This window comes from Arthrobacter sp. (genome assembly GCF_031988865.1).
In the GTDB taxonomy this organism is placed as follows: Bacteria; Actinomycetota; Actinomycetes; order Actinomycetales; family Micrococcaceae; genus Arthrobacter_B.
Map to the genome: position 1 here is coordinate 1 of NZ_DALZXY010000050.1, position 25,310 is coordinate 25,310.

Genomic DNA, 25,310 nt, shown 5'->3' on the forward strand with positions numbered 1-25,310 from the left:
GGGAGGGAACGCTGCCGGACACCCCGGCGCGCCGGGACCGGGTGCTGCTGGCGGCCCGCGGCGTCCAGGACAGCGGCCGGACCAAGGTGTTCCGCGGCCCGGCGCTGCGCGCTTTGGGGCTCGACGACGGCGGGGAGCTGCTGATCTGCCCGCTGCGGGTCAATGGCCAGGCCGCCGGCACGCTGGGCGTTTTCGCCCCCGCCATCAGCGCCGGGCTGATCCGTGCCACGAACGACGTCGCTGATTGGGTGGCCGCCCAGGTGGAACTGACCGAACTGGACACCTCCCGGGCCCTGCTGATGGAAGCCGAGGTCAGGGCGCTGCGGGCGCAGATCAGCCCGCACTTCATCTACAACTCGCTGAACGCCATCGCTTCCTACATCAACACCGATCCGGCCCGGGCACGGGAACTGGTGGTGGAGTTCGCCGATTTCACCCGGTACTCCTTCCGCCGGCACGGGGATTTCACCACGCTGGCCGAGGAACTGACCTCGATCGACCGCTACCTGCTCCTTGAACGGGCCCGCTTCGGTGAGCGGCTGAAGGTGAGCCTGCAGATCAGCCCGGAGGTCCTCGGCACCGTAATCCCGTTTCTCTCCCTGCAGCCGCTGGTGGAGAACTCGGTGCGGCACGGGCTGGAAGCGATCGAGGGCGAGGGTCACATCACCATCTCCGCCCGCGATGCCGGGGAGATGGCGGAAATCACCGTGGAGGACAACGGTGTGGGCATGGATCCCGGCGCGTTGCGCACCCTGCTCGCAGGACATGCCGAGGGAGACCACGTGGGCCTGCGCAACGTCGATGTGCGGCTGCGCCAGCTGTACGGCGACCCGCACGGCTTGGTGATCGACACAGCGGAAGGCGCCGGAATGCTGATCACCATGCGCGTCCCCAAGTCGCAGCCGGGACACCGGACGTAGAGGAAGTAGTCTGGCTCACATGTCCAAATCCGCAAAGCTGCTCAACGTGGTGGTCGCCGACGACGAGGCCCCCGCCGTGGAGGAACTGGCGTTCCTGCTGGGCCGGGACGCCCGCATCGGCACCATCCTGCGCGCCTCGAGCGGAGCCCAGGCGCTGCAGGCGATCGAGACGGCCGACGTCGACGCCGTTTTCCTGGACATCCATATGCCCGCGCTCTCCGGCCTGGACATCGCCCGGGCCCTGTCCCGCAAGGAGCGGGCCCCCGCCGTCGTATTCGTCACCGCCGATGAGGAGCACGCCCTCGACGCTTTTGAGTTGGCGGCCCTGGACTACCTGCTCAAGCCGGTGCGCCCCGAGCGGTTGACTGAATCGGTGCGGCGGATCAGTGAATCGCTCGCCAGCCCGGAGGTTCAAGCACCGGGCGACGGCGATGTGGTGACGGTGGTGCAGGGTGCCACCACCCGGATGATCCGGCGCGAAGACATCCGCTACGTGCAGGCGCAGGGCGACTATGCCCGGCTGCACACCGCCGAGACCAGCTACCTGGTGAGGATTCCGCTCGCCGAGCTTGAGGCGCAGTGGGCGGACGCGGGGTTCCTTCGGATCCACCGCTCCTACCTGGTGGCACGGGAGCAGATCCGGCAGGTGCGGCTGTCCGCGGGACGTGCCAGCATCCGCATCGGCACCGTGGAACTGCCGGTCAGCCGCAGGCACCTGCCCACGGTCCGCAGCACCCTGGACAGCGGCCGGGTCAGGCCCACGGCATGAGCGAGAACCGTCCGCAGCGGGTCCGTGTGACCGCGCCGCCCCGCCCGGGGGCTGCTGCCTCAGCTTTTCCGGTGGCCCGGGAGCTCGACGAGCAGTCCGAGGTTGGCGAGGTCTTCCTGTCTTCCCTGATCCGGTCGCAGCTGCGGCTGGCCGTGGTGGTCGCCGGCGGGTTCGGCCTGATCCTGCTCGGAGTTCCCCTGCTGCTCGCCGCCCTCCCGCAGATCGGTGCACTGGCAGTGTTCGGCATCCCGGTCCCCTGGCTGCTGCTCGGTTTGGGCGTGTATCCGCTCGTGATCGTCAGCGGTGCCCTGTATGTGCGCAGTGCTAACCGGAACGAGGAGCGTTTCCAGGACCTGCTCGATGATGCGTAGCGCCCGGTGAGCTGGGAAGTCAGCGCCGGCGTCGGCTATGCCGCGCTGGCCGCCGTCACGGCCGCTACCCTGCTGATTGGCGCCTACGGGCTGCGGATCTCCCGTACGACGAGTGACTTCTATGTCGCTTCCCGGACGGTGAAGCCGTGGTGGAACGCCTCGGCGATCGGCGGCGAGTACCTCTCCGCCGCCAGCTTCCTCGGGATTGCCGGGCTGGTGCTGGTCTCGGGTGCCGATGCCCTGTGGTTTCCGATCGGCTACACGGCCGGCTACCTGATGCTGCTGCTGTTCGTGGCGGCTCCGCTGCGCCGGTCCGGGGCTTACACCGTGCCTGATTTTGCCCGGGCCCGGCTTGAGTCGCTGCCGGCCCGCAGGGTCACCAGCCTGCTGGTGGTGGCCGTCGGCTGGCTCTACATCGTTCCCCAGCTGCACGGCGCCGCCCTGACCGTCAGCCTGACCACGGGCCTGCCGGGCTGGGCCGGGTCGGCGGCAGTGGTGGTGATCGTGTGCCTGAGCGTCCTGAGCGGCGGAATGCGCTCGATCACCTTCGTCCAGGCCTTCCAGTACTGGCTGAAACTGGCGGCCCTGGCCGTGCCGGTCCTGTTTATCCTTTTCCGGCTGGGCGCCGATGGAACGTCCTGGACCGGCAACGGGGCGGCTTTCGCCTCCGCGCTGGATCCGGCCATGGCGGACTCCGTCTATCGGAACATTTCCCTGACTATTGCGCTGCTCTGCGGCACGCTCGGCCTGCCGCACGTGCTGGTGCGCTTCTACACGAACCCGGACGGCGTCTCCGCCCGGCGCACCACGCTGATAGTCCTCGGACTGCTCTCCGTGTTCTACGTCTTCCCCACTCTGTACGGGATCCTGGGTCGGATTTACCTGCCGGAACTGGCTGCGGAAGGCAACGCGGACGCTACGGTCCTGCTGCTTCCCGGGCAGATATTCGACGGCGCACTCGGGGACCTGCTGGCCGCCCTGGTGACTGCCGGGGCCTTCGCGGCGTTCCTCTCGACCAGCAGCGGGCTGATCGTGTCCCTCTCGGGGGTCATCAGCCAGGAGCTGTTCCGCGGCAGCGTCCGCGGCTTCCGGGCAGCCACCGTGCTCGCCGGAGCGGTGCCGTTGGGCCTGGCGCTGCTGACCAATACCCAGGCCCTGGCCGGCAGCGTGGGGATGGTGTTTGCCTTTACGGCCTCGACCCTGTGCCCCCTGCTGCTTCTGGGCATCTGGTGGCGGCGGCTGACCGCGGCCGGGGCGGTGGCGGGAATGCTGACCGGGGCGCTGCTCTGCGGCGGGGCGATCATTGCCGGTGGCCTGCTCTCTCTGGCCGGACATACTGTTCCGGTGTGGCTTGAGCAGCCGGCGGCCTGGACGGTCCCGGCGGCCTTTGCCATTACGGTCACCGTCTCCCTCTACGCCCGAGGTGACATCCCGGCGGGAACGGCACGGTTCCTGGCCAGGCTGCATACTCCGGAACGCCGGATCAGCCGCTAGCGCCGCCGTCGTACTCCACCGCCCATGGGCGGGAAGGTGTTAGTCGATCGCTGCCATGAGCTCGACGACGCGGTCCAGGAAGGCGTCCACCTGCGACTCCTCATAGCCGGCGTCGCCCTTGGCTTCGCGGAACACGGCGCGGCGCACCACGTCCACGCTCAGCGGCTTGTCATGTTCGAAGTAGCCAAGGAGTTCGTTGCACAGCGCATCGACGTCCCGCACGTTGTAGCTGTGCGACCGCTTCTTGGTGGGGCGGCGGAACCGCTCCCCCGGCTTGCGGTGCAGGCGGGCGCGCAGGACGGCAGAGGTGCGTCCGATCTGCAGCAGCCAGGCTTCCTCACCCTTTTCCTGGATGAGGCGGTCCCGCTCACGCTGGGAGAAAACGTCTTCAAGCCGGTCCAGTGCGGCGTCGACGGCCTGGGCTTCGTAGCCACCCTTGGCTGGGTCGAAGGCCATGGAACGGACGTGGCTGCTGGTAATGACTTTGGCTCCAGGCTTCTCAGAGTTGTAATAGTTCCGGGCCCTGGTCAGGAATTCGTCAACCTGTCGGACGTTGTAGCCATACTCCCTGCGGCCCACACGCTCAAAGGGGGCACTAGCCTGCCTCACATCGTTCATGGTCAACTAATCCTTTAGTGTCAAGTCTTCTTCCGCCACGGGATGCGGGACCGTCGAAAATATCTTACGTGCTGACCGGTCCGGGACCCGGTAAAGACTCCCCGGACGATCCCTACATTGCTCCGGGCACCAGCAGGACGGAGAGCAGGAAGACCATCGGAGACGCGAAGACCACCGAGTCGAGGCGGTCCATGGCGCCGCCATGGCCGGGCAGCAGGTTGGACATGTCCTTCACGCCGAGCTCGCGCTTGATCATGGATTCGGAGAAGTCCCCGGCCGTTGCCGCGGCGACGGTGGCTACCGCCAGCACCAGGCCAAACCACCATGGCTGGTCCAGGAAGAGCACGGCCGCGAGCACGCCCACCACCGTGGCACCGGCAACCGACCCGCCGAATCCTTCCCAGGATTTCTTCGGGCTGATCTTCGGCGCCATTGGATGCTTGCCTGTCAGCGCGCCCACCAGATACCCGCAGGTGTCGTTGGCGACCACCAGCAGCAGCAGGACAGCCACCCGGATCTGGCCTTCGGGTTCACGCAGGAGCAGCAGCGCGAAGCTCAGCAGGAACGGGATCCAGAGGATAACGAACACCCCGGCAAGGATGCTTCGCAGCGCGTCCTGGGCCGTGTCTATGGCCCGCCACAGCAGGACGGCGATGCCGGTTCCGGCCAGCGCGAACGCCAAGGCCTCCGTGCCGCCGAAGTAGGCGGCCAGCGGGACGGCCACCGACCCCACGAGCACCGGTACGTGCGGAACCTTGATCCCCCGCACCTCAAGCGCGCGGGACACCTCCCACACCCCAACAACGGAGAATGCAGCGGCGATGGCAACGATGGCCAGCGGACTGAAAAGAAGGCCCACAAGAAGTGCGCCCAGTAGTACGACGCCGACGGCGATTGCGGCGGGAAGGTTACGGCCGGCTTTGGACGGCTTGCGCTCGGCACCCTTGGGGGCAGCGGCGCGGCGGGCCCGCCGTCCGTCAGGAACGCTCATATCCTTGCCCTTCGCTGCCGGGCCTGCTTCAGGAGACGGTGAACCGCCAGCCTGGGTTGGCGGCTGGGATTGGCTCATCAGACCTCGAGCAGCTCGGCTTCCTTGCGCTTCAGCAGCTCATCGATGGAATCGGTGTGAGCCTTGGTCAGGGCGTCCAGGTCCTTTTCGGCACGGGCGCCGTCGTCTTCGCCGATCTCCCCGTCCTTGACCAGGCGGTCCAGGCCATCCTTGGCCTTGCGGCGGATGTTGCGTACGGAAACCTTCGCGTCTTCGCTCTTGCTCCGGACAATCTTGACGTATTCCTTGCGGCGGTCCTGCGTCAGTTCGGGCATGATCACGCGGATGACCTTGCCGTCGTTGGAGGGGTTCGCTCCGACCTCGGAATCGCTCAGGGCCCGTTCGATGGCGCGCAGGGCACTCACATCGTAGGGGGTGATCAGCAGGGTGCGGGCATCCGGCGTCGCGAACGAGGCCAGCTGCTGGAGCTGCGTGGGGGAACCGTAGTAGTCCACCAGGACCCGGGAGAACAGTGCAGGGTTGGCGCGGCCTGTGCGGATGGTCGAGAAGTCCTCCTTGGCGACCTCCACAGCCTTGTCCATTTTGACGGCCGCCTCATTCAAGGTCTCTTCGATCACGGTGTCTCCTCAGTGCTGGGAAGGCCAATGCAGGAAAATACGCATGCATTTACACATTCATTGGCGCGGTTGGGCTCTCCTACCATCCTAACCCGCGCGGCTCCCCACCCGCGCACCTGCGGCGATACCGCGGTACGCAGACGGAGAGCCGCCGAGCTGCCGGAAATGCTAGTTGGAGACGATGGTTCCGATCTTCTCGCCGCGGATGGCCCGGGTCACGTTGCCTTCGCCTTCCATGCCGAACACAACCATGGACAGGTCGTTGTCCTTGCACATGGTCATGGCCGTCTGGTCCATGACCCGGATGTCCTGGCGCAGGGCGTCGTCGTAGGTCAGCGTTTCGAGCCGCTGGGCCGTGGCATCCTTGTTCGGGTCGGCCGTGTAGACACCGTCCACACCTGACTTTGCCATCAGGACCTCGTCAGCATGGACCTCGAGGGCGCGCTGGGCGGCAACAGTGTCCGTGGAGAAGTACGGCAGGCCGGCGCCGGCACCGAAGATGACCACGCGGCCTTTTTCGAGGTGGCGAATGGCGCGCCGCGGAATGTAGGCCTCGGCAACCTGGCCCATCGTGATGGCGCTCTGGACGCGGGTTTCCACGCCTGCCTGCTCCAGGAAATCCTGCAGCGCGAGGCAGTTCATCACGGTGCCCAGCATCCCCATGTAGTCCGCGCGTGATCGGTCCATCCCACTGAGGGAGAGCTCCGCTCCACGGAAGAAGTTACCCCCGCCGACGACGATCGCGGTTTCGACTTCTCCGACCGTAGCGGCGATCTGCTTCGCGACTCCCCGGACTGTCTCGGGATCCACTCCCAGCTTTCCGCCGCCGAACACCTCTCCGGAGAGTTTGAGCAGTACGCGGCGGCGCGGGGTTTCGGTTTCTGTCAGGGCGTTATCCATGGTGCCTCCCGGGGCATTCGCTGGGTGTAAGTTGCAGCTGTTTTCAAGAATAGTGAGGTGTTTCGGACAGGCAAAAGGGGTGGCCACCTTTCGGTGGCCACCCCCTTTATGCCATCATGGCGTGCGCGGTGCGTCCGCAGCTGCGAAGGGCCTTAGGCGCCTACGCGGAACCGGGCGAAAGCGGTCGGCTGGACGCCGGCCTCGTTCAGGACGGCTGCGACGGTCTTCTTGGCATCCTTGGCGAACGGCTGGTCGAGCAGCACGATCTCCTTGAAGAAGCCGGTCAGGCGGCCTTCAACGATCTTCGGCAGCGCGGCTTCCGGCTTGCCTTCGGCGCGTGCCGATTCGTCGGCGATGCGGCGCTCGTTCTCCACGGTCTCCGCGGGAACTTCGTCGCGGGTCAGGTAGGTCGGAGCGTAAGCAGCGGTGTGGACTGCGACGTCGTGGGCTGCGGTGAAAGCAGCGTCTCCTTCGCCGTCAACAGCGAAGAGCACGCCGACCTGCGCCGGCAGATCCTTCGAGGTCTTGTGCAGGTAGGCATCAACGGTCTTGCCCTCGATGCGTGCCACGCGGCGGACGACGACCTTCTCACCGAGGATGGCGCCTTCTTCAACGACGATCTCGGAGAGCGGCTTGCCGTCTACTTCGTAGGCCAGCAGTGCTTCGGCATCGGCAGCGCCGGACTCGATTGCGGCGGCCAGGACGCGGTCAGCCAGCTCGATGAACTTGGCGGACTTGGCAACGAAGTCGGTCTCGCAGTTGAGTTCGATCATCACGCCGACGGTGCCGTCCAGAACCTTGGCAGCAACCAGGCCCTCAGCAGTCGAGCGGCCTTCGCGCTTGGTGGCGCCCTTCAGGCCCTTGATGCGGATGAGCTCCATGGCCTTGTCGGCATCGCCGTTGGCCTCGTCGAGAGCTTTCTTCACATCCATCATGCCTGCGCCGGTGCGCTCGCGCAGAGCCTTGATATCAGCAGCGGTGTAGTTCGCCATTTGGACTCCAGTCCTCCCGTAATAAAAGTAATGGTGCTATTCCGACCGCGCGGCCGGCCGGGAGTCCCAGCCAGCCGCGCTGTACAGATTCCCAAAGATGGCCGCCTTTCGGCAGCCATCCCCAGGGACTTCGATTTACTTCTCCGTTGCGTCCTGCGCAGCCGGTGCTTCTGCAGCTTCAGCGGCCGGAGCTTCTGCAGCCTCGGCAGCCGGTGCTTCTGCAGCTTCAGCGGCCGGAGCCTCTGCAGCGGCGTCAGCTGCCGGAGCGGCTGCACCTTCAAGCAGTTCGCGCTCCCACTCAGCCAGCGGCTCAGCCGGGGCTTCAGTGTTGCCGGCCTTGTTGTGGCGGGCGATGAGGCCCTCAGCAACGGCGTCAGCGATGACGCGGGTCAGCAGATTGACGGAGCGGATGGCGTCGTCGTTACCCGGGATCGGGAAGTCGACGTCGTCCGGATCGCAGTTGCTGTCGAGGATGGCAACAACGGGGATGTTCAGCTTCTGGGCCTCGTCAACAGCGAGGTGTTCCTTCTGGGTGTCCACGATCCAGACCACGGACGGAGCCTTGGTCAGGTTGCGGATGCCGCCCAGGTTGGATTCCAGCTTGGTCAGCTCACGCTTGAGGAGCAGGAGCTCCTTCTTGGTGTGGCCGGAGGAAGCAACGTCGTCGAAGTTGATTTCTTCGAGTTCCTTCATGCGCTGGATACGCTTGGCAACGGTCTGGAAGTTGGTGAGCATGCCACCGAGCCAGCGCTGGTTCACGTAGGGCTGGCCAACACGGGTGGCCTGCTCAGCGATGGCTTCCTGGGCCTGCTTCTTGGTGCCGACGAACAGCACGGTTCCGCCGTGGGCAACGGTGGCCTTGACGAACTCGTAGGCGCGGTCGATGTAGGACAGCGACTGCTGCAGGTCGATGATGTAGATGCCGTTGCGCTCGGTGAAGATGAAACGCTTCATCTTCGGGTTCCAGCGACGGGTCTGGTGACCAAAGTGGACGCCGCTGTCGAGCAGCTGGCGCATTGTAACGACGGGCATGTCGTCACTCCTTCCGGCAGCCGGCGGCGCTTGGCGCACGCGGGAAATACTGCCTATTGACGGTTGATTGCGAAGCACCCGGCGGGTGCTGCTCCTGGTGCCCATCAGCCGTCGTCCTGTGACAGATGCCGGCGTGCGTCCCTTACCGGAGTTGACCGGACCGTAGGAACGCACCCATTTTCCCTTGCGGGGAGCGTGGATATTTGGGGCACGCGTAGTCAGCGTGCGGCGCGTCGATCTGCTCCCACCCGCCCGGGTAGATATTTCCGCTAACCGTTTTTGAGGCGGCTCGGAAGGAAAACCTGTCTGGGCAGGAAGGATCAGTACGCAGCAAACTGCTTCGTCAAGTGTACTACAGCAATGGCACCGTTCCGTCCGGTTCCCCTCCACAGGGTAGCTGCCGCTGGGCGGATGCCGGGACCGTCCACAATCTGGCCTGCGGGCATCCCTCAGGCGAGGCAAGGAGGCTGGACTTCACACCATGCCCCACTCGTATTTCCGGACCGCAGCACCTTCCCTATCCCAAGCCGGCCCCCGGCAGCACAGGGACTTTCCCGCGCGGCTGCCTACCCTCCGGCTGTCTATCCTCCTGCTGGCCACCGTCCTGGCATCTGCGGCCCATCCCGCGGCCTGGCAGTCCGGCGCCATCGCGGCGGGGGATGTGCACGCAGCTCCGGCAGGTGCTTGGACCTGGCCCCTGCGGCCGGACCCAGGCGTCGTCCGCCCGTTTGACGCACCGGCCGAACGCTGGCTGGCCGGTCACCGCGGGGTCGACCTGGCCGGTGCTCTTGGCGACGCCGTACACAGCCCGGCGGACGGCACGGTCCGCTTTGCCGGACCGGTGGTGGACCGCGGAGTGCTCACCGTCGACCACGGTGATGGAACGGTCAGCAGCTTCGAACCCGTCACGGCCACGGTGGCTGTCGGGGATCCGGTGACCGCCGGCCAGCCCATCGGCTTGCTGGCACCCCGCAAGGACTCACCCAGCGGTGGCAGCCCGGAAACCGGACAGCCGCACTGCCCGGGCAGTTGCCTGCATTGGGGAGTACGGCTGGATGGGGAGTATGTAGATCCCCTGCGATACGTCACGGACCGCCGGCCAAGCGTTTTATTGCCGCTGGCCGGCGGTCCGGATGGTTGAGGCTTTAGACGAAGGCGGCGATTCCGGTGATGGCACGCCCGGTGACCAGGGTATTGATCTCGTGGGTCCCCTCATAGGAATAGATTGCCTCGGCGTCGGAGAAGATCTTGGCCATGCCGTAGTCGGTGACGATTCCGTTACCGCCGAGGATGCTGCGCCCCAGGGCAACCGATTCCCGCATGCGTGCGGTTGTAAAGGCCTTGGCCAGCGCGGACTGCTCGTCCTTGGCCCGGCCCTCATCTTCGAGCTGGGCCAGGCGGACCATCATGCCCATCGAGCTGACGGTGTTGCCCAGGATCTGCACCAGCTGATCCTGCACCAGCTGGAAGGAAGCGAGCGGCTTGCCGAACTGCTCACGCTCGACGGCGTAGCGGCGGGCGACGTCGAACGCCGCCATCTGCTGGCCCACCGCCTGCCACGCCACGGAAAGGCGCGTGACCTTGAGGACCTTGTTGGTATCCCGGAAGCTGTTGGCGCCCTTGAGGTGGAAGTCGTCGCTGACTACCACGTTGTCGAGCACGATGTCCGCGTTCTGCACCGTCCGCAGGGCGATCTTGTTTTCGATCTTGGTCGCCGAATAGCCCTCAGTCTTGGTATCCACAAGGAAACCCTTGACCTGGTTGTCCGCTTCATCGCGGGCATAAATGACTACCCAGTCAGAGAACGTCGCGTTGCCGATCCAGCGCTTGGCGCCATTGAGTACCCAGTTCCCGCCTTCCCGGCGGGCGGTGGTCCGGGTTCCGCCGGCGACGTCGGAACCGCCCAGGGGCTCGGTGAGGCCGAAGGCGCCGATCTTCTTCAGCGAGTAAATATCCGGGAGCCAGGCTTCCTTCTGCTCTTCCGAGGCGAGTGCTTCGATCGAGCCGGTGAACAGGCCGTCATGCACGCCCATGAACGTTGCGAAGGAGGTGTCGGCGCGGGTGAACTCGGCGTGGCAGAGACCTGCGAAGAGGTTGGAGTAGCCCTGCCGGTAGACCGGGGAAACCACATCGAGTTCGGCCAGCTTCGGGATCATGTGCATCGGGAACTCGCCGGCGTTCCACCAGTCGTTGGCGTGTGGCTTCACTTCCGCCGTGAGCCAGGAGCGGACTTCATGCAGGCGGTCCCGCTCTTTGTCACTGAGCAGGTCCTCGAAGGCGTAGAAGTCGCCATCCGCGTACGGGAGATTTTCGAGGTCGATAGTTGCCATGAAATGTCCTTCGCTGGTCTGGGTTCATCCGGGCTCTGGAGCCTGTTGCCCTTATGTTACCCACGAGTAACTTAGAAGCACAATCCCCTGCTTCCGGGTCATGGCAGCGCAGCGAAACGAAAAGCACCCCGGTCCGAAGACCGGGGTGCTTTTCGTGTCAGTGACCAGGTGAGGGCCACGGACGGTTTCCGCGGTAGGGCTGGTGGGGCTTGAACCCACGACCCACGGATTATGAGTCCGCTGCTCTGACCGGCTGAGCTACAGCCCCGCGCACACCTGCCGATTTTCCGGCAAGCAGTATTGACATCCTAATGCGCCGCGGGGCCACCGGCCGAATTCCCGTCCCGCTGCTTAGGGAATCCCGGCCAGGCTGCCTTTACCGCGGTAGAGATTCTCGAAGGTGGACAAGGTCCCTTCCAGGCTGTGCGGTTCGACCATGGCCCGGCTGTGCCGGCCCATGGCATCGCGTTCGGCTGCGGGCAGGCTCAGGATCTCCGTGATCCGTCCGGCCAGTTCCGTGCTGTCGCCGGGTTGGAACAGGTAGCCGTTGCGGCCATGGTCCACCAGGTGGGGCAGCGCCATGGCGTCGGCCAGGAGAACCGGCGTCGAAGCTGACATCGCTTCGAGCGTGACAAGGGACTGCAGTTCCGCGGTGCCCGGCATGCAGAATACGTCGGCACGCAGGTACGCCAGTCGAAGTTCCTCGTCATCGACCAGTCCGCGGAACACCACCCGGTCCCGGATGCCGCGCTTGACCGCCAGCGCAATCAGAGCGGCCTTCACTTCTCCCCCGCCTACGATTTCGGCGTGGACGTTGAGCTCCCGCGGCGTCTTCGCAATGGCATCGATGATGACATCCACGTGCTTTTCCTCGGCGAGGCGGCCAACGAACAAGACAGTGGGGTGTTCGTGGCGCACGATCTCCTCCCCCGGCCGGGGCTCGTAGGCCGACGCATCGATGCCGTTCGAGAGCGGCAGGACGTCGGGCAGGGACGCGTACTCCGTCATGGCCTTCGCCGCGAGCGGGGTCGGTGTGGTGACCACAGCCGCACGGCTCATGACCCGGCCCATGTCCCGCCACGAGTTCCGTGCGACGATCCGCTTGAACCACTTCGGGAAGGGCAGGAACGGATCCAGGTTTTCCGGCATGAAGTGATTGGTCGCGATGACGCGGATCCCGCGTTTGCGTGCCTCGTAGAGCGTGTGCTCCCCCACCATGTAGTGGCACTGGATGTGGACAACGTCCGGCTTGATCCGGTCAAAGAGCATCGAAATGTGCTTCTTGATTTCCCACGGGAGGCAAATGCGCCAGTATTCGTGGGTGGGCACTCCGTGGGAGCGGAGGCGGTGAACACCCCAGGGGCCGCCCGTCTCCGACTGGCTCGGCCCGTTGTCCGGCCGCGGCGCCATAACGTGGACGTTGTGGCCCCGGCCATGCAGCCCCTGGGCAAGACAGAAACCGAACTGGGCCGCCCCGTTCAGGTGCGGCGGGTAAGTGTCACAGGCGATCAGGATGGTCAGCGGTTTATCTGCCGGTTCCTCGGTCACAGGGCGATCCTCTTTTGGAGTTTGGATGGTCTGGGTGCGGACCCGTTAGGGCTTGCGGGTAGCCGGTGGTTTGGACACCGCTGGCTTTTGCCGCCGCTTCTGGCTCTCCCGGCGGTTGATGACGTCGGGGTGGTATCTGGACAGGGCGACCACCCCAACAATAGCAATCAGGGCGCAGACTCCCATCGCAACACCGAGCACGGCGGGGACATCCGGGCGAAGTTCATTCAGCACCCCGATCCCGATGGCGATCCCGACCATGGGATCAATAACGGTCAACCCCGCAATGACCAGGTCCGGCGGGCCGCTGGAATAGGCGCTTTGCACGAACCAGGCACCAAGGCCGCCGGCCACCGCGATGCCGACCAGCGTGTACCAGGGCACATTCAGCAGGAAACGGCCGTTGGGATCCAGGAGGTCGGCGGCAATGGTTTTGGTCAGGACGGCGACGAAGCCGAAGAGGATGCCGGCCCCGAGGATGTGGGCGATCGCGCCCAGCCGCTTGCCGAAGAGCAGGTTAAGCAGGCCGAAAAATGCCACTACGACGGCGAGGATCAGGACAATCGTGATCTCCTGCCGGGGTTCGACCACCTGCTCCGTACGGGTGGCGCCCACCGCCAGGGTCACAAAGAGCATGCTCCCCGCGACGCAGGCCACGATCGAGACCACAGTGATCCGGTTTAGCCTTAGGCCCTGGTCGCGGGAATTCACGATGGTAGTGATTACCAGGGCGAGCGAACCAATCGGCTGGACAACCGTGAGGGGCGCCATGGCCAGCGCAGCCACGTTCAGGGCCGTTCCCACGCCCAGCAGCAGCAGGCCGAACAGCCAGCGGGGATTACGGATCAGGCGCAGGAATCCGGAAGACCTCAGCTCCAGTCCGCCGGTGTCGGCGCTGACTGCGCTCCCCTGGCGCTGTGCCCCGAACGCGAGGAACACGGCGCTGGCCAGAGCGCAGGCGATCGCGATTCCGGTCATGTCAGGAAACGTTCCGCAGGGACGGCCGTACTGCTGGCATCAGGAGCCACGGGGAATCACCCCGGGAACTCGGGTGTCCTGCCGCAGGTGCTTCCGCCAGGACTGGAGCATGTACCCGCCAAAGGCCAGGACGTGACCGATGCAGCCCAGCAGCAGCACCGTGTTTCCGGCTACCCCGAGCCACGCAAAGTCAAAGCCCGGAACCTTCTGCAGCAGAAGCAGCGGGGCGCCGACCAGCAGCAGGGCGGTTCGGATCTTGCCGATGTTGCTCACCGGCAGGTTCGGGCTTCCATGGAAAAGGATCAGGGAGTTGATGATCAGAATGGTATCCGGGATGACGATCGCCCAAATGAGCCACGATGGGGCAATCCCGTCCACAACGAACACAACGGCCACGATGATCAGGGCGAGGCGGTCGGCCACGGGATCCAGCCACTTGCCGGTCTTGGAAACCTGGTCCAGGAGCCGGGCCAGATAGCCGTCAACCCAGTCCGTGACTCCGATGATCACCAGGGTCACGAAGGCCGGGCCGTAGCTGTCCCGCTCGATGAAGTACACAAAGAGCGGGACGCCGAGGAAACGCAGGATCGTAATCAGGTTGGGGACGGTCCAGAAGGTATCCAGAACCCTCTCCCCCCGGCCCGGACGAGAACCGGCGCCGATGAGTCTGATCACTATCGGGCTCCCTTTGCCTTTCTGTCCAACGTGCTACTTACGCAAAAGCCTGCGCAGGAGAATCCCCATGGCCAGCAGTGAAGCGCCAAGGACCGCGAGCGGCTGCTTCCGTTCCCGGAACATGGCAGCAGCTTCGTCTGCGGCACCGGAATCCCGGCCGGTGGTTCCAGCGCCGGTACGCCGGGCGGCGGCGCGGCGGGACTTGAGTTCCGCCATCTGCTTTTTGACGTCCGCTTTCTCGCCGAGGCCGTCGCGGACGGCCGCGATGTGCTCGCGCCGCTGGCGCAGACGGATACGCAGTTCCTCGGGCGTCGGCTTTCGGACGGCGTCCTCGGGCTTCTCCTGCTTCTGCGCGCCTTCGTCCTTGGGCTTCGGCGGCTTCGGCGCGTCCAGGGTGGCCGGATCAAAGCTCCGGCCTTCCTTGAGGACGCCGAGGTCGTACCGGATGCCGCGCAGGGCGTCCTCCGGCAGCAGCGGCATGGTCTTTTTGAAACGAAGGTAACCGATGAGCGCGGCGATGCCGGCAATCACCAGGAAGAGTGCGGCGACGAGCAGCGCCGCCAGCCAAGCTGGCATCACAGTCGCGAGGCCCAGGATGGCCGCTGCGATCAGTGCCACGCCGAGGGCGGCGAGGAATACAAGGGCGACGACCATGAGGCCGGCGGCAACACCTGCCTTGATCCCCTTTTGCTTCATCTCCGCCAGCGCCAGGTTCAGCTCATCGCTGATCTGCCTGGGCAGCAGGCGCGCCATCACCTTTGACAGGCCAACGATGGAGGAGCTTCCGTTGGCCCGCTGGGTCCTAGTGCTTGCGGAGCTGTTCATCGGCCCTGCGTCCGTCTGATGGTTAGTCGTTGCCATTACCCAAAATTACCATTCTCCTCAGATTTCACGACTTGGCCCCTTTAACCCGTCTGTCCCATCAGTCACAAATTGTCCCGGTCCGCTTCCAGTTCACGACCGGAGAGCTCGGGAAGTCTCGTCTTCACGAACCAGAACGAGACCACGGCGAAGATCGTAAAGATTCCGTACATGATCCACAATCCGAAGTTTTCGCTGACCCAGGGGAAGGAGAGCGTCACGATGAAATTGAACACCCAGTTCACCATGGTGCTCAGTCCAAGGGCCAGCGATCTGATCTTATTCGGGAAGATCTCTCCCAGCGTCACCCACATCACCGGTCCCCAAGTCGCAGCGAAGAACACCACAAAGAGGTTGGCGCCAACCAGGGCGATGGCGCCCCATGGCTGGGGCAGCACCAGCTCGCCGCTGCTGTCATCCGCCTGGAAGAAGGAGAGGGTGGCGGCAAACAGGCCGATGAACATACCGACCGAACCGATCATCAGCAGCTTCCGCCGGCCGACCCGGTCTACAAAAGCGATGGCAACTATGGTCATCAGCACGTTTACGACGGCGGTGATCACCGACGTCGTAAACGAATCAGCCTCGCTGAAGCCGACCGACTGCCAGAGGGTAGTGGAGTAGTAGAAGATCGCATTGATACCCACCAGCTGCTGGAGTGCCGCAATGGACATACCGACCCAGAGGATAGGTTTCAAGCCGAACATGCTGCCGCGCAGATCTGCGTAGGTTGCCCGCTCTTCATGCTCGAAGCTGTCCCGGATTTCGGTGATCTTGCGGTCGGTATCCTGCACGCCGGTGATATCCCGGAGCACCCGGGCGGCTTCGTCGTCGCGGTTTTTCCGCACCAGGAACTGCGGCGACTCCGGAATGGTCAGTGCGAGGACCCCGTAGACGATGGCTGGGAAGACGCCCACCAGCAGCATCCAGCGCCAGGCCGGCATCCCCCACCAGAGTTCGTTGAAGGCGCTGCCGGCCGCGTTGGCAAGGAAGGCATCGGAGAGCAGGGCTGCAAAGATGCCCAGCGTGATGGCCAGCTGTTGGACGGAGCCCAGCGCACCGCGCCATTTGGCCGGAGCGATCTCCGCAATGTAACCCGGCGCGATCACCGAGGCGGTGCCAATGGCCAGGCCGCCGATCAGGCGCCAGAGCATCAGGTCCCAGACGCTGAAGGCCCATGCCGACCCGATGGAGTTCGCGGCGAAAAGAATGGCTGCTGTGACCATCACGGTCTTCCGGCCGAGCCGGTCCGCGAGCTGTCCAGCGAACCAGGCGCCGATAGCGCAGCCGAGCAGCGTGATGGCCACCGTGAAGCCGAGTACCCCGGCGCTTAGCTGGAATTCTTCGCCAATGGCGTCAACCGCCCCGTTGATGACCGCGGTGTCGAACCCGAAGAGCAGTCCTCCGACGGCGGCGGCAACGGTGACGCCTATGACTTTCGCGGGATGTGAAATGTGCCCCGCGCTCCCCTGGCTAGGCCCTGTCTGACTGGCACCCATCGGTTCCTCGGCTTTCCTAGTGCTGGAATAACCAATAAAGCCTACTTCAACAGTAAGCATGCTTTGTGATGGTGGGAACTGCGGCCTGTTGAATCGGGCCTTGGCAGCAGGGTCGGAAGCCGCCCTCGGGCACGGTTTTGTGTCCGGACAGGCGGGAAACAAAAAGCGCCCCGGACTTTCGCCCGGAGCGCTTTTTGTGCTGGCGTGCCCTAGCTGGTCATGGAGCCGGCCAGCGAGGCTTCGGCAACGGCGGCAGCCACGGCGGGCGCTACCCGTGGGTCCAGAGGGCTGGGAACGATGTGGTCAGCAGCGAGACCGTCTCCAACAAGGTCAGCGATCGCCTGGGCCGCGGCAACCTTCATGGCGGGCGTGATCCGGCGGGCACCGCTGTCCAGTGCACCCCGGAAAATGCCGGGGAAGGCCAGTACATTGTTGATCTGGTTCGGGAAGTCGCTCCGGCCGGTGGCGACCACGGCCGCATAGCGTGAGGCAATCTCCGGGTGGATCTCGGGGTCCGGGTTGGAGAGGGCGAAAATGATCGGCTCCGGTGCCATTGTGGGCAGGACCTCCTCGGGCACGGTCCCGGAGGAAACCCCCACAAAAACGTCGGCACCGGCCATCGCCTCGGCAACACCGCCTTCCAGGTTCCGGGGGTTGGTCCGCCCGGCAAGGTCACCCTTGACGCCATCCAGGCTCCGGCCGGTGCAGAGGATCCCGCGGGAATCCAGGACGACGACGTCCCCGATGCCGGCTTCCAGCAGGATGTTGGCGCAGGCCACGCCCGCTGCCCCGGCGCCCGAAATCACCACCCGCAGCCCGGCCAGATCCCGGCCGGTGACCCGGGCAGCGTTGGTCAGGGCGGCCAGCACGACGATGGCGGTGCCGTGCTGGTCATCATGCATCACCGGACAGTCCAGTGCCTCGATGAGCCGCTGTTCCAGTTCAAAGCAGCGCGGTGCGGAGATGTCTTCAAGGTTGACGGCGCCGAAGCTGGGGCGCAGCCGGATCAGGGTCTCGATGATCTCATCCACGTCAGTGGTGTCCAGGACGAGCGGAATCGAGTTCAGGCCGCCGAAGGTCTTGAAGAGCGCCGATTTGCCTTCCATGACCGGAAGCGAGGCGGCCGGGCCGATGTTTCCCAGGCCCAGGACGGCAGTGCCGTCGCTGACCACCGCGACCAGCCGGGAAGCCCAGGTGTGCGTCGCTGCCATCGAGGGCTCGGCGGCGATGGCACGGCTGACCTGGGCGACACCCGGGGTATACGCGATGGAGAGGGCTCGGGTGGAATCCAGCGGCTGCTTCGTTTCGACGGATAGTTTCCCGCCTTCGTGGGCAGCGAAGATTTCATCGGTGCTGATGGTTGCGGGGGTCGCTGTGGACGTCATGTATGTACTCCTGATGAAGAACCGGGAAGAGGCCGCAGTGGCGAAGCCGGCTGGATCAGCGGCCGCATGGGCGGGAGAAGCACGGAACAGTAGGGTTCCGGCGTGGGCATCAGGATAGGTGCGCCCGGGCCGAGTCCAGCCCCGGATATTTGGTGTGTCCAGGGCCACTTGAAGCGGCAGATTCCCCAGTGTAACGGCGGACGAGGCGATTGCCGCACATTTCTGCCCCGGAAATGCACACGGGCCCAAGGACGTTCGGCGGTAGAAGCCGGAGAAAATCGAAATCCCCCGAAGGGCTCACGGCCCGGCGGGGGATTTCAGGTGGCTCCCCCGACTGGACTCGAACCAGTAACCCTTCGATTAACAGTCGAATGCTCTGCCAATTGAGCTACGGGGGAAAGCGGCGACATCAGTCTACAGGATTTTCTGGCTGTCACCGAACCGTTGATCCTGCTTCCGGCCGTCGGACACCCGGCAGGAAGAAGGCTCCTGACCTGTAGTTTGTACAGGTCAGGAGCCTATTTGCTCCCCCGACTGGACTCGAACCAGTAACCCTTCGATTAACAGTCGAATGCTCTGCCAATTGAGCTACGGGGGAAAGCGCGATAATTACTCTACAGACGAACGGCCGAGAAATGAAATCCGCTGCGGGCCCCGCGGCGCAGGCCGCAAACATACCTCAGACCGCCCTCGAACCTGTGGCTATTGGATCTCCCGCAGGGCCCGGCGCTGCATCTCCAGTTCCATGAGTTCGCGGTTGAGCTGCTGGAACAGGGACGGCTCGGCGTTCGGATCCAGCCGCTGGAGCTGGCCGAGTTTCTCGGCCTTGAGATGCGTTACCTGAAGCTCGAAGAGCCGGTTGAGGATGTCGCGGCAGTACATGGCCAGGGCGTCGGCATCCCGCGCCGGAATCGGCGTCACGGCCAGTTCGCTGACGAAGCCACGCAGCGCGTCGGGCAGTTCCTGCCGGACCTGCTCCACCCACGCCGCCGGGGACGCCGGAACCGTGCCCGCGGCCCGGATCGCGTTGTGCACGGCAACGTAGGCCGGCACGGTAAACCTGGCGGCCTTGAACCGTTCCCACTGGCCTTCATCCAGCATTCCAGGCTGTTGGAGGACAACCTCGAGGGCCTGGCGTTCCATCCGCGCCGCCGGATCGTTGGGATCAGGCCGGGCGAAGGGCTGCTGCTCTTGGTCCGGCGCCTGGTCCGTGCCCGGCCCGGAATGCTGCTGCCCGCCCGGGCCCTGGGCACGGTTCTGGCCGGGTTGCTGGCCGGCATGGCCGGAATCGCGTCCGCCGTCGCGCCCGCTATCGCGCCCCGACGGGCGTGTGCTGGTTCCTTCGCGTTGCCGCTTGGCGGCCGCGTTGACTGCGCGCAGCACCTCGTCCACTTCGCTGCCCAGCCAGCCGGCCAGTTCACGTGCGTAGGCAGGACGCATCGCGGAGTCCCGGATCTCAGCCACGACAGGAGCCGCCGCGCGCATGGCCGAGATACGCCCCTCGACGGTGTTCAGGTCGAATTTGGCCAGGGTGGAGCGGATCGCGAATTCAAAGAGCGGACGCCGGGACCGGATCAGTTCAGCCACGGCGGAATCGCCCTTCTGCTGCCGGATGTCGCAGGGGTCCATGCCGTTCGGGTCGACGGCGACGAACGTCTGCGCGTTGAAGCGCTGGTCTTCCTCGAAGGCACGCAGGGCGGCCTTCTGGCCGGCGGCATCGCCGTCGAAGGTGAAGATGACCTCTCCCCCGGTGCCGTCGTCGGACAACAGGCGGCGGGCGATCTTGATGTGGTCCGTACCGAACGCGGTGCCGCAGGTGGCGACGGCGGTGGTGATGCCGGCCAGATGGCAGGCCATCACATCGGTGTAGCCCTCCACGACCACCAGCTGGCGGTCCTTGGCAATGGAGCGTTTGGCGAGGTCGATTCCGTAGAGGACCTGTGACTTCTTGTACAGCGCGGTTTCCGGGGTGTTGAGGTACTTCGGTCCCTGGTCATCCTCGTAGAGCTTCCGCGCACCGAAACCGATGACCGCTCCGGTGAGGTCCCGGATGGGCCAGATGAGCCGCCCGCGGAACCGGTCGTAGAAGCGGGAGGCGTCCGATCCGGTGGAGAACATCCCGGTCTGGGCCAGCTCCTCCCGGGTAAAACCGCGCCCGGTCAGGTGCTTGAGCAGCGAGTCCCAGCCCTGGGGAGCGTAGCCGACGCCGAAATGCTCCGCGGCCGCCGGATCGAAGCCGCGTTCCTGCAGGAAACTGCGGGCAGCGGCGGCGCCGGGGGTCACCAGCTGGGAGCGGAAGAACTCGGCCGCGAGCTTGTGGGCGTCCAGCAGCCGCTGCCGCTTGCCGACGTCCTCGCGCCGGGGGCCGGTCCCGCCGTCTTCGTAGTGCAGTTCGTAGCCCAGGCGTGCGGCGAGCTTTTCCACGGTTTCGGAGAAAGAGCCGTGGTCCATCTTCTGGACGAAGGAGATGACGTCGCCACTCTCGCCGCAGCCGAAGCAGTGGTACGTTCCCACCTGCGGCCGGACATGGAAGGACGGAGAGCGTTCATCGTGGAAGGGGCACAGGCCCTTGTAGGAGCCGATACCGGCGGACTTGAGCGTGACGTAGCCATCCACCACGGCCTTGATGTCGGTCCGGGACCGTACTTCGTCAATGTCTTCGCGTTTAATCAGTCCGGCCATGCTTCTTCCTCATTCTCCTGCTGCTGATTCCCCTGATTCCGGCCGTCCCGTTAACCCCCGTGTCCGCGGCCTGCCATGATGCTGGTCATCTCACCACAGTGCCGGGACCGGCCCGACCAGGCGTTCGTGCAGGGCCAGGGCGGAGCCGTCCGTGAGCGAAGCAACCTGGTCGATAACCACGCGCAGCCGCGCGCCGTCGTCGGCCGCTTCCCGCCAGTCGGCGGCGAACATCGGTTCCAGGTGGCGGTCCCCGGTGGCCGAGAGCTGGGCGACCAGATTGGTCAGGACTTCGCGCTGGCGCTCGTAGAGCGGCTGGCGCTGGTCGGTGGTCATCACGAAGGTGGTGGCCAGCCCCTTCATCACGGCAATTTCAAGCTGCGTTTCCTCGGGGATGACCATTTCGGCGTGATACCGGGTCAGCGGGTCTGAACCGTAGATTCCCCGGGTGGCCTCCAGCGCACTGGAGCAGAAACGCCCGATGAGCTGGCTGGTCATGTCCTTCAGAGCTGCCATGGCGTGGCGGCTGCCATCCGATTCCCGCACCCACACCGCTTCGGCCTCGAGCCGGGCAAGGGCAGCCTCAACGGCGGCCGGCTCGGCTGTGGGCACGTACCACTGCTGGGTGTAGCCAATCACCCGGGCGCGCTGGTCCGGATTGTCCAGCCACTTGAGCTGGACGTGGCCCGCCACGATGGCGTCTTCGACGTCGTGCACGGAATAGGAAATGTCGTCCGCCAGGTCCATGACCTGGGCTTCGAGGCAGGAACGGCCCGCCGGAGCTCCGTCGCGCAGCCAGGTGAAGACCGGCAGGTCATCCTCGTACACGCCGAACTTGGTGGTGCGCTGGCCATTGACCAGGGGTGCGTCGACGGCGGACCACGGGTATTTGCAGGACGCATCGAGGCTGGCCCGGGTCAGGTTCAGGCCGGCCGGGGAGCCGTCCGGCGCAATGATCTTCGGTTCCAGCCGGGTCAGCAGCCGCAGGGTCTGCGCATTGCCTTCGAATCCCCCGATGGCGTGGGCGATGTCATTGAGGGCCGTTTCGCCGTTGTGGCCAAAGGGCGGGTGCCCCAGGTCGTGGGAGAGGCAGGCAGCATCAACGACGTCGGGGTCGCACCCCAGCGCGTTGCCCAGTTCCCGCCCCACCTGGGCCACTTCAAGGCTGTGGGTCAGCCGGGTCCGGACGAAGTCGTCGGTGTCCGGGGCAACCACCTGGGTCTTGGCCCCGAGGCGGCGCAGGGCCGAGGAATGCAGCACCCTGGCACGGTCGCGCCCAAACTGGGTGCGGTTGGTGTTCTTGGCCGGCTCATCGACCCAGCGTGCCAGATCGACGTCGGTGTAGCCTGCGGTGCGGAAAGCCTGCGGAAAGGTCATGGAGTGTTAGCCGCCTGATACGTCGAGTTCGGCTGCCGCAATGATGGCCTTCTGGCTGGGGTTCAGTTCCCGGCCGTCCAGCCAGCCTTCCGGCAGGGCTGTTTTCTTGGGTGTGCCGGCGCGCCCGCGGGGACCTTCAGCGTCCGCACCCGGGTAGGGAGCGGTGGGATCCAGCTCGGCCAGAAGCCCGCGCAGGACCTCGAGGGAGGGCACAGTGGCCAGCTTAGCCCGCAGGTCTCCCCCAACAACGTAGCCCTTGAAGTACCAGGCCATGTGCTTGCGGATGTCCCGCAGCGCGATGACTTCGTCACCGAAGGTTTCCACCAGCAGTTCAGCATGCCGGTAGACGCTGTCCGCGACTTCCTTCAGGCCGGGCCGGTGCCGCTCTTCGCGGCCTTCGAAGGCAGCTTGGAGATCGGCGAAGAGCCACGGGCGGCCCTGGCAGCCGCGGCCGATCACCACGCCGTCCACGCCTGTCTCGTCGACCATGCGGATGGCGTCCTCGGCGGACCAGATGTCCCCGTTGCCCAGCACCGGAACGTCGGGGAGGGCCTCGCGCAGTTCGGCAATGGCGCTCCAGTCGGCCTTACCGGAATAGAACTGGGATGCCGTGCGCCCGTGCAGGGTCACGGCTGCGACGCCGGCGTCCCGGGCGATCCGGCCGGCTTCCAGGAAGGTGAGGTGGTCATCATCGATGCCCTTGCGCATCTTGATGGTCAGCGGGATGTTGCCCTTGGACGCTTCCCGGACGGCGGTCTGGACGATCGCCGTGAAAAGGTCCAGCTTCCAGGGCAGCGCTGACCCGCCGCCCTTGCGGGTGACCTTGGGTACCGGGCAGCCGAAGTTGAGGTCGATGTGGTCGGCGCGGTCTTCCTCCACCAGCATCCGGATGGCGGCGCCCACAGTGACCGGATCCACACCGTAGAGCTGGACCGAGCGGATCGACTCGTCATCGTCGTGCCCGATGATGCGCAGGGATTCCGGCGAGCGCTCCACCAGGGCCCGGGAGGTCACCATCTCGGTGACATAGAGGCCGCCGCCGTATTCGCGGCACAGCCGGCGGAAGGCGCGGTTGGTAATGCCGGCCATGGGGGCCAGGATCACCGGGGTCTCCACGGTCAGCGGGCCCAGCTTCAAGGGCGGCAGTTCAAGCCTGAGGTTCGGGGTCGCAACAGTCACGTTCCTATTCTCTCAACCCGGTGCAAATCCTGCCCGCTGGAGCGCTGCAGGGTTTTAGCACTGCCGCTCCAATGAGTTAGACTGACTGGTCAGATCAAACTGACTGGTCAGTACAACTGACTGGTCCCGACCGGGAGTTCTCCCGGATTCCCTGAAAGGCACCCCTGTGCAACCGCTTATCACCGCGGACGGCCTTAGCCTGTCCGCCGCCCGGGGCCCCGTCTACGGCCCGCTCAGCTTCGAGCTGCCCGATCCCCTCAGCGTCTTCTGCGGCCCGGCCGGCAGCGGCCGCACCAGCCTGCTGCTGACCCTTTCCGGCCGGATGAAGGCCGGGAAGGGCGCCCTGACCGTACTTGGCCATGAACTCCCCCGGGACGCACGGGCGGTCCAGAAGCAGACGGCGATCGCCGGCTTCGCAGGCATCGACGACCTGGAACCGGGCGTCACCGTCGGCCAGGCCCTGCGCGAACGGTTGGCCTGGCTCGCCCCGTGGTGGACGTTCGTTCCCAAAGCCACCGACCGCCACGTCGCCCGCGCCTGCGCCCCGGCCTTCGGCGAGGAAGAAATCCCCGCCGCCTCCACCGTGATCTGGAACCTGGGCGAGGCGGAGCAGTTCCTGCTGCGCATCTCCCTGGCCCTGCTCAGCGGCCCGGGCATCCTCTTTGTCGATGACATCGAACAGGTGCACAGCGAGACCGCCCGCCGCCTGGTCTGGGAACGCCTCGCTGCCATCGCTGCCTCCGGCACCGCCGTCGTCGTCGGCGCTGCCTCCCTCGAAAACGGCCTGTGGGAAAACCTTGACCCCCAGCCCTCCGCACTGCTGCTGACCCAGGAGGTCCGCTGATGTTCGCCCTGTTTTCCCCCGGCACCGAGCTAAGCCGGTTCCGCCGCGGCACGCTGCCGAAGATCGCCGTCGTCGTGATGCTCTTCATTCCCCTCATCTACGGTGCCCTGTACCTGTGGGCCTTTGATTCCCCGGATGAGCACATGGACAACCTCTCCGTGGCGCTCGTCAACGAGGACGCCGGAACCACCAAGGACGGCGAGCCCCTAAACGCCGGCGATGAACTGGAGCGCAACCTCCTGGACGGCGCGGACCTCGACTGGCATCCGACCGACGCCGACGACGCCGCCAAAGGCGTCAAGGACGGCACCTACTACCTCTCCCTGACCATCCCCGAGGACTTCTCCGCCAACGCGGTCTCCGTTGGCACGGACCATCCCGTGCCCGCACGGCTGAACGCCGTCTTCAACGACTCCAACAACTTCCTGGCCGGCGTCCTCGGCCAGCAGGCCATGGCCCAGGTCCAGGCCGCAGTCTCCTCGGAGCTGGGCGGCCAGGTAGCCTCCTCCCTGCTGGTGGGCCTGAACGACGCCGGCTCCGGCCTCCGCGAGGCCGCCGGAGGTGCCGGAGACCTCAGCACGGGCATCGACTCGGCAGTCGACGGCGCGGGTCAGCTCGTCGCCGGGCTCGACAGCCTGGCAGATGGCACACTCACCCTGCAGGACGGGGCCTTCCGCCTCTCCTCCGGTGCGGGCGAGCTGGCCTCCGGGCTGACCGACCTGTCCGCAGGCACCTCGGCGCTGGCCAGCGGCAGCAGCAGCCTGTCCACCGGCGCAGGGTCACTGGCCGCAGGAACGGCCACGCTGTCCGACGGCGCCTCCCAGGTCGCCTCCGGTGCCGCTTCGCTGGATTCGAACCTCGGCACCCTCGCCGACAAGCTCGGAGCAGCTGCCCCGCAGGCCCAGTCACTGAACGACGGCGCCTCCCAGGTTTCCTCAGGGCTTGACCAGGTTGTTGCCGGGCTCAAGGCCGCGGACCCCAACAACCCGCTCCTCAGCCAGCTCCAGCCGCTCGCCGCGGGCGCGCAGCAGGTGGCGGATGGAACCTCGTCGCTCCAGTCAGGCGTCGCCGAGGCCGCATCCGGGGCCGGGCAGCTCAAAGTCGGCAGCTCCACCCTCGCCGGCGGCGCGGCCGATGTAGCTACCGGAGCCCAGTCCGCGGCGGCCGGTGCCTCCGAGCTTTCCGCCGGCGCAGCCAGCGTGGCCTCCGGGGCCACCCAGGTCGACGCCGGCG

Annotated in this window: 23 protein-coding genes and 3 tRNA genes; 7 read left to right on the forward strand and 19 right to left on the reverse strand. The window is 65.7% G+C overall.

The features are described from left to right. The 4 genes from RTN46_RS10310 to RTN46_RS10325 all read left to right on the forward strand — a co-directional run. A partial coding sequence (locus tag RTN46_RS10310) for a sensor histidine kinase (protein WP_312181098.1) occupies nt 1-920 on the forward strand: 920 nt, incomplete at its 5' end. A gap of 37 nt (nt 921-957) precedes the next feature. After that, nucleotides 958-1,689, forward strand: coding sequence for a LytTR family DNA-binding domain-containing protein (locus tag RTN46_RS10315; protein ID WP_312181138.1), 732 nt, complete (start codon nt 958-960; stop codon nt 1,687-1,689). Next, the gene (locus tag RTN46_RS10320) at nt 1,686-2,060 is read left to right on the forward strand and encodes a hypothetical protein (RefSeq protein ID WP_312181099.1); all 375 of its coding nucleotides are present in this window, start codon (nt 1,686-1,688) and stop codon (nt 2,058-2,060) included. Before RTN46_RS10315 ends, RTN46_RS10320 begins: the two co-directional genes overlap by 4 nt. Before the next feature lie 6 nt (nt 2,061-2,066). Then, nucleotides 2,067-3,554: a cation acetate symporter gene (locus RTN46_RS10325; protein WP_312181101.1), complete on the forward strand. Its 1,488-nt coding sequence runs from the start codon at nt 2,067-2,069 to the stop codon at nt 3,552-3,554. 39 nt (nt 3,555-3,593) lie between these two features. Here RTN46_RS10325 and RTN46_RS10330 read toward each other — a convergent pair whose 3' ends face one another. The 6 genes from RTN46_RS10330 to rpsB form a co-directional block, all read right to left on the reverse strand. Then, nucleotides 3,594-4,172, reverse strand: coding sequence for a DivIVA domain-containing protein (locus RTN46_RS10330; RefSeq protein ID WP_396157609.1), 579 nt, complete (start codon nt 4,170-4,172; stop codon nt 3,594-3,596). A 112-nt stretch (nt 4,173-4,284) separates the two neighbouring features. Further along, nucleotides 4,285-5,163 (reverse strand): phosphatidate cytidylyltransferase, encoded by an 879-nt coding sequence (locus RTN46_RS10335; RefSeq protein WP_312181103.1) that lies wholly within the window; start codon nt 5,161-5,163, stop codon nt 4,285-4,287. Nucleotides 5,164-5,240: 77 nt separating this feature from the next. Then, nucleotides 5,241-5,798 (reverse strand): ribosome recycling factor, encoded by a 558-nt coding sequence (gene frr, locus RTN46_RS10340; protein WP_312181105.1) that lies wholly within the window; start codon nt 5,796-5,798, stop codon nt 5,241-5,243. A gap of 168 nt (nt 5,799-5,966) precedes the next feature. Next, a complete protein-coding gene (gene pyrH, locus RTN46_RS10345; protein WP_312181107.1) occupies nt 5,967-6,698 on the reverse strand; it encodes a UMP kinase in 732 nt (243 codons plus the stop codon). A gap of 152 nt (nt 6,699-6,850) precedes the next feature. Beyond that, entirely contained in the window at nt 6,851-7,690 is an 840-nt protein-coding gene (gene tsf, locus RTN46_RS10350; protein WP_312181109.1) for a translation elongation factor Ts, read from the reverse strand. A gap of 135 nt (nt 7,691-7,825) precedes the next feature. Then, on the reverse strand, nt 7,826-8,722 hold the full coding sequence (gene rpsB, locus RTN46_RS10355) for a 30S ribosomal protein S2 (RefSeq protein ID WP_312181111.1): 897 nt from the start codon (nt 8,720-8,722) through the stop codon (nt 7,826-7,828). A gap of 481 nt (nt 8,723-9,203) precedes the next feature. Here rpsB and RTN46_RS10360 point away from each other — a divergent pair, with 481 nt between their 5' ends. Then, nucleotides 9,204-9,863: a M23 family metallopeptidase gene (locus tag RTN46_RS10360; protein WP_312181113.1), complete on the forward strand. Its 660-nt coding sequence runs from the start codon at nt 9,204-9,206 to the stop codon at nt 9,861-9,863. Between the two features lie 4 nt (nt 9,864-9,867). Here RTN46_RS10360 and RTN46_RS10365 read toward each other — a convergent pair whose 3' ends face one another. The 13 genes from RTN46_RS10365 to dusB all read right to left on the reverse strand — a co-directional run bounded on the left by RTN46_RS10365 (nt 9,868) and on the right by dusB (nt 23,233). Continuing rightward, nucleotides 9,868-11,052 (reverse strand): acyl-CoA dehydrogenase family protein, encoded by a 1,185-nt coding sequence (locus RTN46_RS10365; protein ID WP_312181115.1) that lies wholly within the window; start codon nt 11,050-11,052, stop codon nt 9,868-9,870. 194 nt (nt 11,053-11,246) lie between these two features. Then, a tRNA-Ile gene (locus RTN46_RS10370) sits at nt 11,247-11,320 on the reverse strand. Between the two features lie 83 nt (nt 11,321-11,403). Beyond that, nucleotides 11,404-12,600, reverse strand: coding sequence for a glycosyltransferase (locus RTN46_RS10375; RefSeq protein ID WP_312181117.1), 1,197 nt, complete (start codon nt 12,598-12,600; stop codon nt 11,404-11,406). A 45-nt stretch (nt 12,601-12,645) separates the two neighbouring features. Next, nucleotides 12,646-13,578, reverse strand: a complete 933-nt coding sequence (locus tag RTN46_RS10380; RefSeq protein WP_312181119.1) for a DMT family transporter — start codon at nt 13,576-13,578, stop codon at nt 12,646-12,648. 39 nt (nt 13,579-13,617) lie between these two features. Further along, on the reverse strand, nt 13,618-14,253 hold the full coding sequence (locus RTN46_RS10385; RefSeq protein WP_312181121.1) for a CDP-alcohol phosphatidyltransferase family protein: 636 nt from the start codon (nt 14,251-14,253) through the stop codon (nt 13,618-13,620). Between the two features lie 33 nt (nt 14,254-14,286). Next, nucleotides 14,287-15,078 carry a phage holin family protein gene (locus RTN46_RS10390; protein WP_312181123.1) on the reverse strand — a complete coding sequence of 264 codons (792 nt, stop codon included), beginning with the start codon at nt 15,076-15,078 and terminating at the stop codon, nt 14,287-14,289. Between the two features lie 101 nt (nt 15,079-15,179). Then, nucleotides 15,180-16,613: a sugar porter family MFS transporter gene (locus RTN46_RS10395; protein WP_312181125.1), complete on the reverse strand. Its 1,434-nt coding sequence runs from the start codon at nt 16,611-16,613 to the stop codon at nt 15,180-15,182. A gap of 209 nt (nt 16,614-16,822) precedes the next feature. Next, nucleotides 16,823-17,998 carry an NADP-dependent malic enzyme gene (locus RTN46_RS10400; protein ID WP_312181127.1) on the reverse strand — a complete coding sequence of 392 codons (1,176 nt, stop codon included), beginning with the start codon at nt 17,996-17,998 and terminating at the stop codon, nt 16,823-16,825. Between the two features lie 322 nt (nt 17,999-18,320). Further along, nucleotides 18,321-18,396: transfer RNA gene (locus RTN46_RS10405), tRNA-Asn, on the reverse strand. A 127-nt stretch (nt 18,397-18,523) separates the two neighbouring features. After that, nucleotides 18,524-18,596, reverse strand: a tRNA-Asn gene (locus tag RTN46_RS10410). 104 nt (nt 18,597-18,700) lie between these two features. After that, nucleotides 18,701-20,680: a DNA primase gene (gene dnaG, locus RTN46_RS10415; RefSeq protein ID WP_312181129.1), complete on the reverse strand. Its 1,980-nt coding sequence runs from the start codon at nt 20,678-20,680 to the stop codon at nt 18,701-18,703. 90 nt (nt 20,681-20,770) lie between these two features. Beyond that, a complete protein-coding gene (locus RTN46_RS10420) occupies nt 20,771-22,054 on the reverse strand; it encodes a deoxyguanosinetriphosphate triphosphohydrolase (protein WP_312181130.1) in 1,284 nt (427 codons plus the stop codon). A 6-nt stretch (nt 22,055-22,060) separates the two neighbouring features. Continuing rightward, complete coding sequence (dusB, locus tag RTN46_RS10425) at nt 22,061-23,233, reverse strand: tRNA dihydrouridine synthase DusB (protein WP_312181132.1); 1,173 nt, start codon at nt 23,231-23,233, stop codon at nt 22,061-22,063. A 166-nt stretch (nt 23,234-23,399) separates the two neighbouring features. On the opposite strand from dusB, the gene RTN46_RS10430 reads away from it, so the two are divergent. Together RTN46_RS10430 and RTN46_RS10435 are read left to right on the forward strand one after the other, a co-directional pair. Further along, nucleotides 23,400-24,077, forward strand: coding sequence for an ATP-binding cassette domain-containing protein (locus RTN46_RS10430; protein WP_312181134.1), 678 nt, complete (start codon nt 23,400-23,402; stop codon nt 24,075-24,077). Beyond that, nucleotides 24,077-25,310 (forward strand): YhgE/Pip domain-containing protein (locus RTN46_RS10435; protein WP_312181136.1); only part of this gene is annotated, 1,234 nt, incomplete at its 3' end. The genes RTN46_RS10430 and RTN46_RS10435, both read left to right, overlap by 1 nt.

Bases quoted from the DNA above. Each gene is read 5' to 3' on its own strand.
- RTN46_RS10320 (WP_312181099.1), top strand. From the start codon at position 1,686: ATGAGCGAGAACCGTCCGCAGCGGGTCCGTGTGACCGCGCCGCCCCGC.
- RTN46_RS10330 (WP_396157609.1), bottom strand. From the start codon at position 4,172: ATGAACGATGTGAGGCAGGCTAGTGCCCCCTTTGAGCGTGTGGGCCGC.
- RTN46_RS10335 (WP_312181103.1), bottom strand. From the start codon at position 5,163: ATGAGCGTTCCTGACGGACGGCGGGCCCGCCGCGCCGCTGCCCCCAAG.
- pyrH (WP_312181107.1), bottom strand. From the start codon at position 6,698: ATGGATAACGCCCTGACAGAAACCGAAACCCCGCGCCGCCGCGTACTG.
- tsf (WP_312181109.1), bottom strand. From the start codon at position 7,690: ATGGCGAACTACACCGCTGCTGATATCAAGGCTCTGCGCGAGCGCACC.
- rpsB (WP_312181111.1), bottom strand. From the start codon at position 8,722: ATGCCCGTCGTTACAATGCGCCAGCTGCTCGACAGCGGCGTCCACTTT.
- RTN46_RS10360 (WP_312181113.1), top strand. From the start codon at position 9,204: ATGCCCCACTCGTATTTCCGGACCGCAGCACCTTCCCTATCCCAAGCC.
- RTN46_RS10365 (WP_312181115.1), bottom strand. From the start codon at position 11,052: ATGGCAACTATCGACCTCGAAAATCTCCCGTACGCGGATGGCGACTTC.
- RTN46_RS10380 (WP_312181119.1), bottom strand. From the start codon at position 13,578: ATGACCGGAATCGCGATCGCCTGCGCTCTGGCCAGCGCCGTGTTCCTC.
- RTN46_RS10390 (WP_312181123.1), bottom strand. From the start codon at position 15,078: ATGAACAGCTCCGCAAGCACTAGGACCCAGCGGGCCAACGGAAGCTCC.
- RTN46_RS10395 (WP_312181125.1), bottom strand. From the start codon at position 16,613: ATGGGTGCCAGTCAGACAGGGCCTAGCCAGGGGAGCGCGGGGCACATT.
- RTN46_RS10400 (WP_312181127.1), bottom strand. From the start codon at position 17,998: ATGACGTCCACAGCGACCCCCGCAACCATCAGCACCGATGAAATCTTC.
- dnaG (WP_312181129.1), bottom strand. From the start codon at position 20,680: ATGGCCGGACTGATTAAACGCGAAGACATTGACGAAGTACGGTCCCGG.
- RTN46_RS10420 (WP_312181130.1), bottom strand. From the start codon at position 22,054: ATGACCTTTCCGCAGGCTTTCCGCACCGCAGGCTACACCGACGTCGAT.